This window comes from Vibrio sp. NH-UV-68 (assembly GCF_042940635.1).
Classification (GTDB): Bacteria; Pseudomonadota; Gammaproteobacteria; order Enterobacterales; family Vibrionaceae; genus Vibrio; species Vibrio pacinii.
The window spans coordinates 2,896,939-2,912,772 of the sequence record NZ_CP134975.1; the positions used below are offsets into that span (position 1 = coordinate 2,896,939).

At 47.9% G+C, this 15,834-nt stretch carries 15 protein-coding genes; 4 read left to right on the plus strand and 11 right to left on the minus strand.

The genetic code is table 11. The features are described 5' to 3' along the window. Window positions 1-139: 139 nt before the first annotated feature. From ViNHUV68_RS13275 to pilM, 5 genes are read right to left on the minus strand one after another with little or no spacing between them, the layout of a single operon-like run. On the minus strand, window positions 140-1,450 hold the full coding sequence (locus tag ViNHUV68_RS13275; protein WP_391088511.1) for a type IV pilus secretin PilQ: 1,311 nt from the start codon (window positions 1,448-1,450) through the stop codon (window positions 140-142). Next, on the minus strand, window positions 1,450-1,842 hold the full coding sequence (locus ViNHUV68_RS13280; protein WP_391088513.1) for a pilus assembly protein PilP: 393 nt from the start codon (window positions 1,840-1,842) through the stop codon (window positions 1,450-1,452). The genes ViNHUV68_RS13275 and ViNHUV68_RS13280 overlap by 1 nt, the downstream gene beginning before the upstream one ends. Next, complete coding sequence (gene pilO / locus ViNHUV68_RS13285) at window positions 1,835-2,392, minus strand: type 4a pilus biogenesis protein PilO (protein WP_391088515.1); 558 nt, start codon at window positions 2,390-2,392, stop codon at window positions 1,835-1,837. Before pilO ends, ViNHUV68_RS13280 begins: the two co-directional genes overlap by 8 nt. After that, window positions 2,389-2,934, minus strand: coding sequence for a PilN domain-containing protein (locus ViNHUV68_RS13290; RefSeq protein WP_391088517.1), 546 nt, complete (start codon window positions 2,932-2,934; stop codon window positions 2,389-2,391). The genes pilO and ViNHUV68_RS13290 overlap by 4 nt, the downstream gene beginning before the upstream one ends. Continuing rightward, window positions 2,918-3,865: a type IV pilus assembly protein PilM gene (pilM, locus tag ViNHUV68_RS13295; protein ID WP_391088519.1), complete on the minus strand. Its 948-nt coding sequence runs from the start codon at window positions 3,863-3,865 to the stop codon at window positions 2,918-2,920. The genes ViNHUV68_RS13290 and pilM overlap by 17 nt, the downstream gene beginning before the upstream one ends. A 130-nt stretch (window positions 3,866-3,995) precedes the next feature. Here pilM and ViNHUV68_RS13300 point away from each other — a divergent pair, with 130 nt between their 5' ends. Then, the gene (locus ViNHUV68_RS13300) at window positions 3,996-6,512 is read left to right on the plus strand and encodes a PBP1A family penicillin-binding protein (RefSeq protein ID WP_391088521.1); all 2,517 of its coding nucleotides are present in this window, start codon (window positions 3,996-3,998) and stop codon (window positions 6,510-6,512) included. Between the two features lie 42 nt (window positions 6,513-6,554). On the opposite strand, the gene oxyR is transcribed toward ViNHUV68_RS13300, so the two are convergent. After that, window positions 6,555-7,454, minus strand: coding sequence for a DNA-binding transcriptional regulator OxyR (oxyR, locus tag ViNHUV68_RS13305; RefSeq protein ID WP_391088523.1), 900 nt, complete (start codon window positions 7,452-7,454; stop codon window positions 6,555-6,557). Between the two features lie 165 nt (window positions 7,455-7,619). On the opposite strand from oxyR, the gene ViNHUV68_RS13310 reads away from it, so the two are divergent. Beyond that, window positions 7,620-8,348 carry a glutathione peroxidase gene (locus tag ViNHUV68_RS13310; protein WP_038175924.1) on the plus strand — a complete coding sequence of 243 codons (729 nt, stop codon included), beginning with the start codon at window positions 7,620-7,622 and terminating at the stop codon, window positions 8,346-8,348. A gap of 66 nt (window positions 8,349-8,414) precedes the next feature. Here the strand turns inward: ViNHUV68_RS13310 and ViNHUV68_RS13315 are convergent, their stop codons facing one another. Beyond that, window positions 8,415-8,762: a Rid family hydrolase gene (locus tag ViNHUV68_RS13315; protein ID WP_391088525.1), complete on the minus strand. Its 348-nt coding sequence runs from the start codon at window positions 8,760-8,762 to the stop codon at window positions 8,415-8,417. Between the two features lie 65 nt (window positions 8,763-8,827). Between ViNHUV68_RS13315 and ViNHUV68_RS13320 the strand changes: the two genes are divergently transcribed. Continuing rightward, complete coding sequence (locus ViNHUV68_RS13320) at window positions 8,828-9,079, plus strand: DUF3624 domain-containing protein (RefSeq protein ID WP_084185994.1); 252 nt, start codon at window positions 8,828-8,830, stop codon at window positions 9,077-9,079. 185 nt (window positions 9,080-9,264) lie between these two features. Here the strand turns inward: ViNHUV68_RS13320 and argH are convergent, their stop codons facing one another. The 4 genes from argH to argC form a co-directional block, all read right to left on the minus strand. After that, complete coding sequence (argH, locus tag ViNHUV68_RS13325) at window positions 9,265-11,139, minus strand: argininosuccinate lyase (protein WP_038175928.1); 1,875 nt, start codon at window positions 11,137-11,139, stop codon at window positions 9,265-9,267. Between the two features lie 249 nt (window positions 11,140-11,388). Then, on the minus strand, window positions 11,389-12,603 hold the full coding sequence (locus tag ViNHUV68_RS13330; protein WP_038175929.1) for an argininosuccinate synthase: 1,215 nt from the start codon (window positions 12,601-12,603) through the stop codon (window positions 11,389-11,391). A 117-nt stretch (window positions 12,604-12,720) separates the two neighbouring features. Beyond that, entirely contained in the window at window positions 12,721-13,512 is a 792-nt protein-coding gene (gene argB / locus ViNHUV68_RS13335; protein ID WP_038175930.1) for an acetylglutamate kinase, read from the minus strand. Between the two features lie 24 nt (window positions 13,513-13,536). Next, the gene (argC, locus tag ViNHUV68_RS13340; protein WP_038175931.1) at window positions 13,537-14,541 is read right to left on the minus strand and encodes an N-acetyl-gamma-glutamyl-phosphate reductase; all 1,005 of its coding nucleotides are present in this window, start codon (window positions 14,539-14,541) and stop codon (window positions 13,537-13,539) included. Window positions 14,542-14,694: 153 nt separating this feature from the next. Between argC and argE the strand changes: the two genes are divergently transcribed. Further along, a complete protein-coding gene (gene argE, locus ViNHUV68_RS13345; protein ID WP_391088528.1) occupies window positions 14,695-15,831 on the plus strand; it encodes an acetylornithine deacetylase in 1,137 nt (378 codons plus the stop codon). Window positions 15,832-15,834: the final 3 nt, after the last annotated feature.

A 15,834-nucleotide genomic window follows, 5' to 3' on the forward strand; every position in this document is an offset into this window, starting at 1 on the left:
GCCACAAGAAAAGCCAATATAACATTAGCAATGTAGATGCTTGTGGCACCGATTCCTCACAGATAATTCGTGATAAGACCCGAAATTATCTAGATAAGGTGCGACTAATGCAAATTTATTTTCGTTCAAGATCGATTTCTTACTCAATGATGACGTTCGGAGTCACAAAAATCACCAGTTCACGTTTGCCTATTTTCTGGTAAGTTCGGCGAAATAAGCCACCAAGCAGCGGTAAGTCACCCAATAATGGCACCTTGTCGACACTATCAAATACACTGTGTTGAAAAATCCCTCCCAGCACGATAGTTTCGCCATTCTTCACTAATACTTGTGTTCCGATGCGTTGCGTATCGATCGCCACGGCTTCTCCAGTGCCAGTATTCACCACTTCACCCGGCCTATCTTGAGTGACATTTAAATCGAGCAGCACATGATCCCCTGGCGTGATCTGCGGCGTCACTTTTAAACTCAAGACGGCTTTCTTGAACGCCACATTCGTTGCACCACTGGAGGATGACTCAAGATAGGGAATTTCGGTTCCTTGTTCAATATACGCCGGCTTTTTATTGGTAGTCATTAAGCTCGGACTCGAAATCACTTCCGCTTTCGATTCGCGCTGCATCGCCGACAGTTCGAGATCCAGTAAGGTATCTGACCCCAACTTCGCCACTTGAAAAGCAATCGATGAAGCATTCACTGCCTGCGCGGCCAGATTGATGTTTAACATCTGATCGATAGTGGCCGAGTCAAGACGAATGCCTTCAATGCTGCCACCGACCTCTGCGCGATGGCCAACATGACTCAAGCCCCAACGAACGCCTAACTCTTCAAGATTGCCTTGATTGATGGTCACAATGCGTGCTTCGATTTGCACTTGCTTGATCGGCACATCAAGCAGCGCCACCATTTTTCGGGTTGCGGCAATCTGCTCTGGATAGTCTCGAATCAGCAAGACATTGGTCCGCTCATCGACCCCTAACGCCCCATGTTCTGATAAAAGGTTAAATCCACTCGACCCTAGCAACACCTGCATCAATTGATCGGCACTGGCATAGTTAACGGCGATCAACTCTGAGTTTAACTCGCTGCCGGCATCAACAGAAAGTTGCTTGGAACCAATCAGCATAACGCCATTTTGCTCATGTTGAGTAAGCCCTTTGACCCCCACCACCGTATCAAGCGCTTGTTGCCAAGTGACCTCAGTCAAACTCAGCGTAAGCTGACCACTGACCGAGTCATCGATGGCAATATTGATATTCTGACTCTGTGCGATAACGCGTAAAGCATCCCGAACTGAGATATCTTGAAAGTTGAATGACAACTTAGCCTGATTATTCGTTATTTCAGCCGCACTTAACTGGCTTACCCACCCAGTGTTCAATAATAGGCACAAACTTGCCAACACGCCGCTGAGCCTTGCTGCTCGACGGTTATCAATAATAGAACGCATTAGTTAAACTCCAGCTTGAATCGTGAATGAGCATGACACCCAAGGCGACTGTCGATTGTCTGTTCGAGCTCGACTTGACGCTCACTGATTGCCACGATCCTGTATCCCGATCCCAGTCGCTGATTTTTCTGAGCCGTCACTAGCACGCCCGCCGGCGTTTTTAGCAGCGCCGTATAATCACCGTGAGTTTCGAGAACGCCGGCAAGAATGAATGGCAATGACGTTGCGAGTGGTTGAGCGAGCAGCTGACACGGCGACGTTTTAGCGTCTGCCTGAGGTAAGGCAAAAGGATCACGAGTCGGCGTAGTAGCGGCAACGTGGGTTGATTGAGGACTAACTTGGCTATTGACTGACCACGCACACAGCCACAAGCACACAAGAAGCCTAGTCATTGGCTGTCACCGTCGCATGAGCCTGATAAAACAACGCCTGAGCGCTGAAGCTGATTTGCCCACTGATGTCATCTCGTCGCTGCCACTCGGCATTATCCAAACGCAATAAGGGAGAGCTCTCTGCCACTGCTTGGCAAAATGCCCTAATATCGTGGTACCGGCCCAGCAGCCTAAGTTCAACGCCATCACTGGCCGGATTTGCAGCCAATTCAAGCACCTCTACGCTAAGTTGGTTACGCTGCGCGATCTGATTGAGCTCAGCGATGGCCATTGAAAAGTGTGACGCGCTCAGCGCTGAAGCCGGTGTAAGCAATTGGCCGGCATCTGTCTCACTGGTCTCTGTCCGTGCAAGCACCAACAATCGGGCCTGTTTATGCTCCGCCGCGAGGATAAGACTCTGCTCACTCTTTTTCGCCGCAATGATCTGTTGGTATTGCGGCAAATGCCATAACCAAGCGATGGGCGCATTAATCGCTAACATAACCACCACGATAAACCCCAACTGCCGCCCAATCGGCCATGCAACCAACGACTCAAGTTCAATATTCATCGCCTAACAACGCTGTTGAGCAAAACAAAAGAGATCACAAATCGCTGCATGGCTTGCTCATCCGCCACTGAATGGAGTTGAACTTGGTCAATATCTTGCGCTGCAGTGAGGCGCTGTAACAACTCAGTTAATGAACCGTGCCGTACAGTGTCGCCCGTCATCGTGACACGTTCTCCGCGTAGACTGAGCGATTCAAGATGAACGTCGGCAGGAACGACTTCGGCGACACGACGCATTAACCGAGCGGCTTGAGTGCGCTTACCCGCAAACTTCGCTTGCTGCTCAGAATGGGCGAATTGCAACTGGACCGCTGTTTGCCGCTCGATAGCGAGAGTCAGTTGTTGGTCTAACAGCGTTACTTGCGAAGTTAACTGCTGATTGGCGTGTTGCAACAGCTGAATGTGGCGCTCAAGGTACTCATCAATCAGCCATTGAATACCCACCGCCATCAATGCGGCCACGACGAGCATGAGAGAAAAACGACGTTGATGACGGGTAATGAGTTGCTGGCGCCAAGGAAGTAAATTAATCGACTCGGGCATGCTGACGCTCCTGCCACTGACTGGCGCGAAGCGCTAATCCTACTGCCAATGCATAACCGTTACTTGCTTCACTGGTACTCAGATATTGAAACAGTCTCAAGGGATTAAATGGCTCAACCTTAATCCCAAGCTCACCGCTCAGCTTGGCCGCTAAATCGGGACAATGGTCTGCTTCGCTGCTAAGCCAAATGCCCTTAACCTCGATTTGGTGCAGTGAAATGAGTCGCTGCATAGCGCTGCGCAATGTCTCACGCAGTGAGTTAACCACTTCTTGTCCATCATTAAGCTGGGCCTCTAAACGCCAAGACTTGGCGTAAACCTCTCCACTTGGCAGTCCAATCGAAAAGCGGCACTGCGCTACAGCGATATCGACTAACAACCAGTCGTAGGCGTGCTGAGATTGCGCCACTTGATGCCAGCATTGATTGAGCGCATAGCTAGCCACATCAGCAACAATCGGTTTAAAATTAGCCTGAGCAATGGCATTACTCAATTCGAGCAAAGGTGCTCTCTTCGTCGCATGAACTCGATAATGCACGCCACCTTGCGGTGTAACATGGTCGCTAACCGAGTAATCAAGACACAGTTGATCGGCCGCGAATGCACATTGACTGGCAAAAGTCTGATATATCGCCAGCTCTCGTTCGGCTCGACTAAACTCGCTATCTATCTGTAATACTTTAGTTATTACTTGATTGTCAGGTATCGCAAATGCCACTTTGTGACTAAATAATGGTAAAGACTTCCTTAGTTCTTTGAGTTTCTTTACAATTTTCTGATAATTTAACCTGTGGTTATCAGCGAGAATGCCCACTTCAATGGGCAAGGTGCGATAAGCCACAAGCGCAAACGCATCCTTGGATGGCTTTATCACTACCGCTTTGATACTGTGGCGGCCGATATCTAGGCCTGTAACCAATGAAATACCCATGTAGCTGGCTCCGTACTATGCTCATTGGTTAAAAATGCGCGCAAACGCACTTAAACCCATTAGGCGAAAATTTTTGGCCTAAAGTACAAGGGTTTGCATACAGTTAACCCCATTAATCAGGGAATATCCGGTGAAGTTCATAAAGCGACTGTTCTTATTCACATTGATTTGCATAATTCTTGGCGTCGGCACCATCTTCGGCTTCTATTTTTATGTCAAACCAGAGCTACCCGATGTAGCCACTCTTAAAGACGTGCAACTGCAAACGCCAATGCAGGTGTTTAGCCAAGACGGCAAGCTGATCTCTCAGTTTGGCGAAAAACGTCGCATCCCAGTCGCCTACGATGATATTCCCCGCCACCTTACTGAAGCCTTGATCGCGACCGAGGATAGTCGCTTTTACGATCACCCAGGCATCGACCCAATTGGTATTACCCGGGCGGCGGTAGTGGTTGCACTATCAGGTTCAGCGAAACAGGGCGCCAGTACCATTACTCAGCAATTGGCCCGCAACTTCTTCCTCTCGAACGAGAAGAAGATTATGCGTAAAATCAAAGAGATTTTTATTGCTATCCATATCGAGCAGCTGTTGAGCAAGCAAGAGATCATGGAACTGTACGTAAATAAAATCTTCTTGGGTTATCGCTCATATGGCTTTGGCGCTGCCGCGCAAACCTACTTCGGTAAAGAGCTTCAACAATTAACGCTCAGCGAGCTAGCGACCTTGGCGGGAATGCCCAAAGCGCCATCGACCATGAATCCGATCTATTCACTTGAGCGCGCGACCAATCGCCGTAACGTGGTTTTACGTCGCATGCTTGATGAGCAATACATTACTCAGCAAGAGTACGACCAAGCGCGAAATGAAGAGATTGTTGCTCGCTATCACGGTGCAGAGATTGAACTAAGCGCACCTTACGTAGCAGAGCTGGCACGTGCTTGGATGGTAGCGCGCTATGGCGAAGAAGCTTACACCTCGGGTATGAGTATCTACACGACGGTTGATTCAAAACTTCAGGCCGCGGCCAATGAATCGGCCATCAATAATCTGTTGACTTACGATCAACGCCACGGCTATCGCGGCGCAGAGAAGGTGTTGTGGTCGGCAAATCAAGCCGCTTTTGATGGCGAAAAAATTGAACAGACCCTAGACAACGTACCGACCTACGGTCAATTGACACCGGCAATTGTTGTTGATGTGCAAGACAAACAAGCGACAGTTTGGGTTAAAGATCAAGGTCAGCAAACTCTTGGCTGGGATGGAATTAAGTGGGCACGTAAGTTCCTCACCGATGACCGTCAAGGCAAAGCGCCAACCAGCGCTAAAGAGGTGCTCAACAGTGGTGAGCAAATCTGGGTGCGTCAAATTGAAATCGATTCAGACGACCAACAACCAGATCACGCTTGGCATCTTAGTCAAGTGCCGAATGCTAACACTGCCTTTATTGCGATGAACCCTGAAAATGGTGCGGTTCTGTCGTTAGTCGGCGGCTTTAACTTCATCCATAACAAATTTAACCGTGCGACTCAGTCGGTTCGCCAAGTCGGCTCTAGTATCAAACCATTCATTTACTCCGCGGCAATCGATAAAGGCTTAACACTGGCCACGCTGATCAATGATGCACCGATTAACCAATGGGATAAAAGCCAAGGTACGGCATGGCGTCCAAAGAATTCGCCACCGACTTATGTCGGCCCTACCCGCTTACGTCTGGGCCTTGCCCAGTCGAAGAACGTGATGGCAGTTCGTGTGCTGCGTGAAGTCGGTTTGGATCAAACCCGTGAATACCTGACACGGTTTGGTTTTGATATCGACCAACTGCCTCGCTCAGAGACCATCGCATTAGGGGCGGGAAGCTTAACGCCAATGAAAATGGCTCAAGGTTATTCTGTGTTCGCCAACGGCGGTTACTATGTTGAACCTTTCTATATCAATAAAATAGAAGGCCCTTTTGGTGACTTGGTATTTGAAGCCTCACCGAAAACTATTTGTCAGCATGATTGTGAACAAGCCCCTCAAGCGAGCAACGAATTTGCCGAGCAAGATGTCGACCTTGATAGTGAACAACCGAACTACGCACCGCAAGTGATCACAGAGCAGACCGCTTTCTTAGTCCGCGAGATGATGTACAGCAATATTTGGGGTGGCGGCAACTGGCGTGAAGGCACAGGTTGGAACGGCACAGGCTGGCGTGCTCAGCCACTGAAACGTCGCGATATCGGCGGAAAAACCGGTACAACCAATGACTCAAAAGACGCTTGGTATAACGGTTACGGCCCAGGAATGGTCGCGATTGCTTGGGTTGGTTTTGACGATCATAACCGTAATCTCGGGCGGTCCAAACCCAACCCCAACTTAGATAATGACCAAATCTCTGGAGCTGAGGCGGGGGCAAAAACGGCGCAGCCTGCTTGGGTTGACTTCATGCGTATCGCCCTTGATGGGGTACCAGAACGAGATAAAACCATTCCTGATAATATTATCCGCGTACGTATTGACCGGGAATCAGGCTTGCTAACCAATAAGTTTGACTCAAGCTCTATGTTTGAGTACTTCTTAGAGGGCACCGAGCCAACGGAATTCGTCAAAAGTGAAATGACCAACAGCATCTACACCTCTTCGGATGGTGGTGAAGAGCTGTTCTAGGCATAAAAAAGAGGTTGATGATGACATCAACCTCTTTTTGTTTTAACTCTCAAGCTCTGGACTTAAATGCGTTTTGATTGCCGCTGCTAACTGCTCAAAACGGGCACGCAACGGTGAACCGGGGCGATAAGCCAACACAATACTGCGCGATGGTACCGGGTTAACTGCTTTCACGTAGCAAACGCCATCTTTTTGTTTCTCTTTAGGTAATGACAGATCGGGAAGCAAGGTGATCCCTGCTCCAGCGGCAACCATATTGCGCAGTGTTTCTAAACTGGTCGCTTTAAAACGCTCATCATCTTTGGCGCCCGCCGCAAAACAAAAACCCAACGCCTGATCACGTAAACAGTGACCATCACCGAGCGCTAACACCGTGCGACCATTTAAATCGAGCATATCGACCTGATCAAGACTCGCCCACTCATGATCGCTGGGAACAGCAATGCTCAGTGGCTCGTTGTACACCTCGATCTCTTTGAATGGCGCCGTTTCAGCGACAGAAGCCAACACTAAACAATCAAGCTTACCGTCTTCCAACTGACGCACTAACTGCTGCGTCTGCGCTTCATGTAGATAGAGCTCAAGATCTGGAAAACGTTGTTTAAGCATCGGCACAATTTTTGGCAATAGATAAGGCCCCACCGTAGGAATAAAACCAATATGCAGTGGACCAACCATTTCCCCCGCCTGCCCACTGGCCATATCTTTAAACGTTTTGACTTCAGAGAGCACACGTTTGGCTTGATCGACCAATTGCAGGCCAGAATCAGTAAATAACACTCGCCGACTACTGCGCTCAAGCAAAGCGGTACCAATCTCATCTTCTAACTTTCGGATTTGACCACTTAGTGTCGGTTGGCTAACAAAACACGCTTCTGCCGCTTTGCGAAAGTGCTTGTGCTCAGCCAGTGCAACCAAGTATTCAAAGTCGCGGATATTCATTCTCGCCCCACCTCTAAATTAGATAGAAAAAACCTATCGAAACCATAGCATTAAACGATTGTAACTATCAAAGAGATTCTTTAATAATAACCACATCGAAACAGAGTACAATAACTGCAGTTGAAACACTCGTTAGCAACTCACTAGAAATAAAAGGAAACAACTATGTTTGTATCAAAAGAAGGTCAGAACATTCCACAAGTTACTTTCCCAACTCGTCAAGGGGATGCTTGGGTTAACGTCACCACCGACGAGTTGTTTAAAGATAAAACTGTTATCGTATTTAGTTTACCAGGGGCCTTTACACCAACGTGTTCATCAAGCCATTTACCACGCTATAACGAGCTATTCCCGGTGTTCAAAGAGCACGGCGTTGATGCCATTTTGTGTGTCTCGGTCAACGACACTTTCGTGATGAATGCCTGGAAACAAGACCAAGAAGCCGACAACATTACCTTCATTCCTGACGGTAATGGTGAATTTACTGATGGTATGGGCATGCTGGTTGATAAAAATGACTTAGGCTTTGGCAAGCGTTCATGGCGCTACAGCATGTTGGTCAAAAATGGCGTGGTAGAAAAGATGTTTATCGAACCAAATGAGCCTGGCGACCCGTTCAAAGTGTCAGATGCTGACACCATGCTCAACTACATCGCGCCAAATTATAAAACCCAAGAGTCTATCACTGTGTTCACTAAACCTGGCTGTTCATTCTGCGCCAAGGCGAAACAGAGCTTGATTGACCACGGTCTTCAATATGAGGAAGTGGTGTTAGGTAAAGACGCCACCACCGTTAGCTTACGTGCGATCTCTGGTCGCTCAACCGTGCCACAAGTCTTTATCGGTGGTAAACACATCGGCGGTAGCGAAGAGCTAGAAGCCTTCCTCGGTTAACCAGCATAATGATAAGTAGGCTCCTCTCGTCAACAAGAAGGGGCCTACTTTATTACTGCGCCGCGGTTACTTTTGTGCGGCTATCACTGAAATCTCCACCAGCAGAGCCTCGCGGGCCATATCGGCGGTTACACAAGCCCTAGCGGGGGCATAACCCTCAGGTACCCATGCATCCCAAACGGCGTTCATTGCTTGGAAGTCTTGCATATCTTTTAGATAAATCGTCGCTGACAGCATATGCTGTTTGTCACTTCCGGCTTCAAGCAGTAACTCCTCGACTTTGTCTAACATAGTTTGCGTCTGCTCAGTAATCCCTTGAGTTGCATCTGCACACACTTGACCACAAAGATAAATCGTTCCGTTATGTTTTACGATGCGGCTCATACGCTGCTTGGTTTGTTGGCGTTCGATCATTTTTATCACTTTCCGGTTAGTTGGGATATGCTATGACCAGTAATGTTACCTAATTAGTCACAGCCATGACATGTAAACCGTGTAAAAATAGCGCTTGGTTTTGGAACAAAATTGGCCGCTGCCAACGCTGTATGGATCAACTGACGGTCTTATCCGTTGCCTGCTGGATCGTTTGGTGGGTGTGGTGTCGCGACAATCCAGAGACGATTGAGTCAATTGCATTGATCTTTGCCGGATTCGCCTTCAATGGATTACTGTTTTTGCACCTGTGGATGCGTTTCGTTATCTTGCCTTGGCGGCGGCGTAACGGAAAGTAAAAAAATATCCAACACATTGAATTACAGGCATAAAAAAAGCCCCAAAGCCAATATATGGTTTGGGGCCTTCTTAGATTCTTCTAAGAAAAAGCAGTGGTACTTTAATAGACCGAGCTTTTTCTCAATAGTTCCCAAAATAATCGATCTTTTTTGATCTTTTATTCGTCACTTTACTATTCAACCAGTTACGCAACATTCACTCGTGCGATGGCTTGCTCAACCAGATTAACTTCTAACGCGACTTCATCGCACGCATGTTGTCGTGGGCACTGTTCACAATCTTTAAGTACTTTCTCTGGCAATAAAGATTTCGAGGTTGGCAAGAAAGATTGCTTCATGAAGAACTCAGGAGTACGCGTTAACACAAACACTTTCTTAATCGCCATCTGACGCGCTTTGTCTACTAAGTAGTGCACAATAGCGCTACCTTGCCCTTGACCTTGCCACCCAGCCTCTACTCCAAGTGAGCGAATTTCCGCCAACCCAGAATCATAAACATAGAGCGAGGCACAACCCGTCACTTCACCATGATGCTCAGCGACCGCAAACGAGCCGATATCGCGCACCAGTTCGCTACGCGAGCGTGGTAAGTTTTCGCCCATGTTGGCCCAGTACGTAACCATGCCTTCGAGCGCTTCGATGTCGGTTAAACGCGCCGGACGGACATTGACCGCCGAAGTATCACGCTTAATTAAACGCCCTTCCGCTTGCTCTACCGCGTACGCAACCTGTTTTGGCGATACACCACCCAGTGCGCTACGCTTTTCAAGACACGACTCTATGGTCAGAATATCGTAGACGTCCGCTTCAATCACCGCTGAAAACTCTTTTAGCTCATCGAGTGAGAGCTCTTCAAGCGCACAACCTTTCGCAATGGCCCCCACGACGGCAACGCCAACAATATGGTGCGCTTCACGAAATGGAATGCCTTTCGCAACAAGGTAATCCGCCAACTCTGTCGCATTCGCATAGCCTTGCTTAGCCGCTTCTAACGTACGCTCACTATTGACTTTAATACCATCGAAACAGAGCGCCGCCATTTCCATACAGTCGTTCCAAGTATCGAGCGCATCAAACAGCCCTTCCTTGTCCTCTTGCATATCTTTGTTGTACGCCAATGGCAATGCTTTTACCGTCATCATCATCGCCGCCATTGCGCCATAAACACGGCCAGTTTTGCCACGAATCAGCTCAAGAGCATCGGGGTTTTTCTTTTGTGGCATCAAAGAGGAACCAGACGTGACAGTATCAGCCAGTTCAATAAAATTCGATTCGCCAGAATTATAGAAAATCATATCTTCAGCAAGACGCGATAGATGCAACATAGAGATAGAAGCTACTGACATGAGCTCCATCACATGGTCACGATCTGAGACTGAGTCGAGCGAGTTACGCGTAGCACGGCGAAAGCCTAAGTTATGCGCCACTTGCTCACGATCAATCGGGTATGCAGTTCCGGCAAGAGCACCTGAACCAAGCGGACAAGTATCTAAACGCTTAATCGCATCATCAAGGCGGCTAAAATCGCGCTCAAACATTTCTACATACGCCAAACACCAGTGAGCAAAAGTGACTGGCTGAGCACGTTGCAAATGGGTATAGCCTGGTAGCACCGTCTCTTGGTGCTGCTTAGCCACTGCGACCATTTGCGCTTGCAAGCGGTCAAGCGCCATCAGTAATTGCTGGCCTTGCTGACGACACCACAGCTTAAGGTCCGTCGCAACCTGATCGTTACGTGAACGACCGGTGTGGAGTTTCTTGCCGAGGTCGCCGACTTTACTGATCAGTTGTTGCTCAACCCAAGAGTGGATATCCTCGGCATCAGAACGTAAAATCTGATGTGGGTCTTCCATCACTTCAAGCTTCAGCTCATTGAGCGCCAACTCGAGTTTTTGCTGCTCTTCTTCATTAAGAACATTGACCGATAGCAACGCTTTTGACCAAGCAATTGAGCCAACAATATCTTGCTCAGCTAATCGGTAATCGAAGCGCAACGAATCGTTAAATTCTTTGAATCTTGTGTCTGCTGCTTGGGTAAATCTTCCGCCCCATAATGCCATTGCGTCTCTCCTGATTACCTGTGCTCACGATGAATGCGAGATGTAATATTGCTCTAATTAACTCTGAATCGAATTCAGTATTTTATGATGGTTCAAACTTACGGCAAAACCGAACAAAAATAAAGTATAAATTCATTATTTTTACATATTTATTCACGAAAGATCTTTGTTATAAATAACGATGAACAAAAATAGAAAAAGCCCACTTGAGTATCAAATGGGCTTTTAAGTAAACGGACTAATTAGGCGTTATTTTTTCAAGTTGTTTAAGGCACGAATACGGCTTGATAGTGAGTACAGACGGATAAAGCCTTCTGCATGACTCTGGTCATAGACTTCATCTTCACCGAAGGTTGCAAATTGTTCGCAGTAGAGGCTGTTGTCTGAACGTTTCTGCGTCACTGTGGCCTGGCCTTTATAAAGTTTCACCACCACTTCACCGTTAACGTCCTGAGCTAACTCTTCTGAGGCAGCAAGGATAGACTTACACAGTGGGGTGAACCAGCGACCATCATAAACAAGGTGAGACGCTTTCACGCCAAGCTCTTCGCGGAACTCAAATGAAGTTTTATCCAGCACGAGCTGCTCGACGGCACGCAGAGCTTCCATCATTATAGTACCGCCCGGAGTTTCGTAACAACCACGAGACTTCATACCGACCAGACGGTTTTCTACGATATCGATACGGCCAATACCGTGTTTGGCACCTTTTTCATTGAGGTAAACCAAGGCGTTGTATGGCGTCATAGCCTCACCATCAACACCAATCACTTCGCCTTTTTCCACTTTCAAAGTGACGTATTCAGCTTCGTTAGGTGCTTGCTCTGGATCAACTGTCCAAGCCCAGCAATCTTCGTTCGGTGCGTTCCATGTCTGTTCAAGCACACCACCTTCAGTGGAAATGTGCCATGCGTTAGCGTCACGCGAGTAAATTTTAGTCAGTGAGGCACTGCATGGAATATTACGTTCAGCAAGGTAATCCAAGCACTCTTCACGACTTACCAAGTCCCACTCACGCCAAGGTGCAATCACATGTAGATCAGGAGCCAATGCCGCAAAAGCACCTTCAAAACGTACTTGGTCATTACCTTTACCGGTACAACCGTGACACAATGCGTCAGCACCAACTTGACGTGCCACTTCAACCTGCGCTTTGGCAATAATTGGACGCGCCATTGAAGTGCCTAGTAAGTACTTACCTTCGTAGTAAGCGCCAGTTTTAAGCGTTGGGTAGATATAGTCTGCAACCATTTCTTCTTTAAGATCAGCAATGTAACACTCTGATGCCCCTGACGCTTTCGCTTTGGCTTCGATACCTTCTAGCTCTTCTGCACCTTGACCCACATCGGCAACAAATGCCACCACTTCACAATCATAATTCTCTTTTAGCCATGGAATAATCACTGATGTATCCAGACCGCCAGAGTATGCGACAACTACTTTATTTACTTGAACTTTGCTCATTTTCTTTCTCCAATTCCCGGCGCTGCGCTTGGCGGTCAGTGCCACGGGTTACTGCTTATGTCTGTTTATTGGAATCAACGCGTTAGCGCTGACTCTGTATTCGTTAGTTAGTATTCACTACTTAGGTAGAAACTGGGTTCCAATGCTTTTCCCTGCGAACAGGTCAACCAGCTTGTCTGGGTAACGCCAAGTCGCCACTTCAATAGGTCGACCTAAATCGTTAGCCGCTTCGAGTGCCGCGTTCACTTTGACTATCATGCCGTCAGTAATGACATGGCCAGTAATCAAGCTTTGCGCCTGCTTCTCATCAAGGCTTTTGATTAAATGCCCTTTACCGTCCAATACGCCACTGACATCAGAGAGCAGAACCAACTCTGCATCCAATGCGCCAGCAACTGCGACAGCCGCTTGGTCAGCATTCACATTCATCATCTGTCCTTGTGACGTGAGTCCGATAGAGCTAATGATCGGCAGTGCGCCAGTGTCTAGCACCGCTTGCAAAACTGCAGAATCACCTGGCGTTGCTTTGCCAACCGCGCCAAGCTCAGGATCCAACTCTTCAACCTGGCATAAACCACCATCAGCAAGGCTCAAGCCGACCGCATTAAGGCCGTTTTTGATCGCCTGACCTTGCAGTATTTTGTTGGCCGTGCCGGCCAAGGCCCCTGCGATAACAGGAATTTGATCATAAGGCGTGACACGCAAGCCTTGTTTCTTGACCGTTTTCAGCTGCAATTGAGCCATCAGATCGTCCACCAGATAACCGCCACCGTGGACGATCACAATTCGTCGCTGAGCTTGCTTCTGATAGTTGGCAATCGCGCCAAATACCTGGCTTAACGTCTCAGTACACGACAGTGCAGCACCGCCTAATTTGATCACTAATGGTGTCAATTTGTTATCTGTCATCACTTGTTCCTTGCTGCTCTTTAACTACACGAGAGCAGTGAGTTCTGGGAATCCGTAGTGGATGTTTAAACATTGCATCGCTTGACTCGATGCGCCTTTTAGCAAGTTATCAATCGCAGAAACTACGATGATATGCTTGCCCTGAACCTTCCAACCAATATCGCAGAAAGGGGTATTTTCTACATTCTGTAATCTTGGCAGTGCTTGATTGAGTAGGCGCACTGCCGGTTTACCTTGATATGCGTGAATAAAGGCATTCTCGACCTGCTGTTGCGTCACCCCTTGCGCGAGTTTCATGGTGATAGTGGCGAGAATTCCACGCTTAAAATTGCCCAAATGCGGAGTAAAAATTACATCAGTGGCAAGGTGAGTTGCGATCTCTGGTTGATGACGATGACTAAACACACCATATGGCTGCAAACTCACTTCGCAGAAACTGTTGGTCATCGACGCTTTTCTCCCTGCGCCTGTCACACCACTAGTGGCATTAATTACCGGCCACTGAGTACTATCGATTAAGCCTTCGACCAGTAACGGTTTGATCGCCAACTGAGAGGCAGTTGGATAACACCCTGGCACCGCGATCAACTGGCTGTGCTTAATGCCTTGGCTATTCCATTCAGCAAGCCCATATTCGGCTTGGTCAAGCCAAGTTTCATGCTGGTGTTCAAAGCCATAAAACTCGCTATAAAAACCTTCTTGCTGGACACGGAAAGCGCCAGAAAGATCGAAAACTTGGCAGCCGTGCTCAAGAAAAATGGGGGCCAGATCGTGACTGACTTCATGCGCCGTCGCCAAGAACACCACATCACATGCGCTGGCAACCGCGTCGACATCTGTCAATGCTTCGACCTGATGCGACACTAAACCCGCTAATCTGCCGTGTAACTCTGAGATTGTTTTACCTGCATCTAAACTATTGGCGGACACATATAAACCTGTTAGCGTAAGTTCAGGGTGTTTGTGCACCATCAGAGCCAGTTCTGCCCCGGTGTAACCGCTTGCGCCTATGATTGTGGTTTTGAGCATCTCAGACATCCATTTTGACCTAAAAACGCCGCTCGAAGAGTGACTATAAATTTAAAATATTTGCCTTTTATTGGTTTTTTATTCAATAAAAGTGATTTAATATGTGTTTTACCTTCTTAACCTAAATCTGTCAACAGGGAATGTAAACTAATTATGCAATTACCAAGTTTTCTTGAGGTCTACCGTGGCCTAATTTCGACCTCGTCTATTAGCTCAACTGACCCAAGTTGGGATGAAGGCAACGCCCAAGTAATTGAAAAGTTGGCAACTTGGTTAAAAGACATCGGCTTTGAAGTCAATCTGATCCAAGTCGAAGCGGGGAAATTTAATCTGATCGCCAAAAAGGGCGCAGGAGAAGGTGGACTATTGCTCGCAGGCCACAGCGATACCGTGCCCTTTGATCAGGGCCGTTGGACTTACGAGCCGCACGATCTTACGCAAGCCAATAACCGTTTTTATGGTTTAGGTACCGCGGATATGAAGGGTTTTTTCGCTTTTATTATCGAAGCAGTAAAGAAAGTTGATTGGACGCAGCAAACCAAGCCGCTCTACATACTGGCGACCTGTGACGAAGAGACCACGATGCTCGGGGCTCGCCATTTCACTGAAAACGCGCCATTTAAACCGGATTACTGCATTATCGGCGAACCGACTAGCTTAGTGCCAATTCGGGGCCATAAAGGTCATGTGGCCAATGCAGTGCGTGTAACGGGTAAGTCGGGCCACTCCTCCGATCCCGCTTTAGGTGTCAATGCGATTGAGATCATGCATGAAGTCCTGTTCGCCTTAATGCAATTGCGTGATAAGTTGATCAAAGAGTACCATCACCCTGGCTTTGCGATTCCTAACCCAACGCTTAATCTCGGCCATATCCATGGCGGTGACAGTGCCAATCGCATTTGCGGTTGCTGCGAGTTGCACTACGATGTTCGCCCACTCCCCGGCATCAGCTTAGACGGGCTGGATAATATGTTACGCGGGGCGCTTAAAGAGGTTGAAGCTAAATGGCCGGGGTGCATTGCAGTTACCCCACTGCATGAACCTATTCCCGGTTATGAGTGCCAACACGACCACCCTTTCATTGGTGGTGTCGAGCAAATCTGTGGGGTTGAATCACAAACCGTGAACTACTGCACCGAGGCACCTTTCCTACAACAACTGTGCCCAACACTGGTGTTAGGCCCGGGTTCGATTGAACAAGCCCACCAGCCTGATGAGTTTCTTGCCTTTGAGTTTATTGAACCAACCATCAATGTTTTAGCTAAAGCCATGCATAAATATTGTTTTTAGCCC

Bases quoted from the DNA above. Each gene is read 5' to 3' on its own strand.
- ViNHUV68_RS13275 (WP_391088511.1), bottom strand. From the start codon at position 1,450: ATGCGTTCTATTATTGATAACCGTCGAGCAGCAAGGCTCAGCGGCGTG.
- ViNHUV68_RS13280 (WP_391088513.1), bottom strand. From the start codon at position 1,842: ATGACTAGGCTTCTTGTGTGCTTGTGGCTGTGTGCGTGGTCAGTCAAT.
- pilO (WP_391088515.1), bottom strand. From the start codon at position 2,392: ATGAATATTGAACTTGAGTCGTTGGTTGCATGGCCGATTGGGCGGCAG.
- ViNHUV68_RS13290 (WP_391088517.1), bottom strand. From the start codon at position 2,934: ATGCCCGAGTCGATTAATTTACTTCCTTGGCGCCAGCAACTCATTACC.
- pilM (WP_391088519.1), bottom strand. From the start codon at position 3,865: ATGGGTATTTCATTGGTTACAGGCCTAGATATCGGCCGCCACAGTATC.
- oxyR (WP_391088523.1), bottom strand. From the start codon at position 7,454: ATGAATATCCGCGACTTTGAATACTTGGTTGCACTGGCTGAGCACAAG.
- ViNHUV68_RS13310 (WP_038175924.1), top strand. From the start codon at position 7,620: ATGTTTGTATCAAAAGAAGGTCAGAACATTCCACAAGTTACTTTCCCA.
- ViNHUV68_RS13315 (WP_391088525.1), bottom strand. From the start codon at position 8,762: ATGATCGAACGCCAACAAACCAAGCAGCGTATGAGCCGCATCGTAAAA.
- ViNHUV68_RS13320 (WP_084185994.1), top strand. From the start codon at position 8,828: ATGACATGTAAACCGTGTAAAAATAGCGCTTGGTTTTGGAACAAAATT.
- argH (WP_038175928.1), bottom strand. From the start codon at position 11,139: ATGGCATTATGGGGCGGAAGATTTACCCAAGCAGCAGACACAAGATTC.
- ViNHUV68_RS13330 (WP_038175929.1), bottom strand. From the start codon at position 12,603: ATGAGCAAAGTTCAAGTAAATAAAGTAGTTGTCGCATACTCTGGCGGT.
- argB (WP_038175930.1), bottom strand. From the start codon at position 13,512: ATGACAGATAACAAATTGACACCATTAGTGATCAAATTAGGCGGTGCT.
- argC (WP_038175931.1), bottom strand. From the start codon at position 14,541: ATGCTCAAAACCACAATCATAGGCGCAAGCGGTTACACCGGGGCAGAA.
- argE (WP_391088528.1), top strand. From the start codon at position 14,695: ATGCAATTACCAAGTTTTCTTGAGGTCTACCGTGGCCTAATTTCGACC.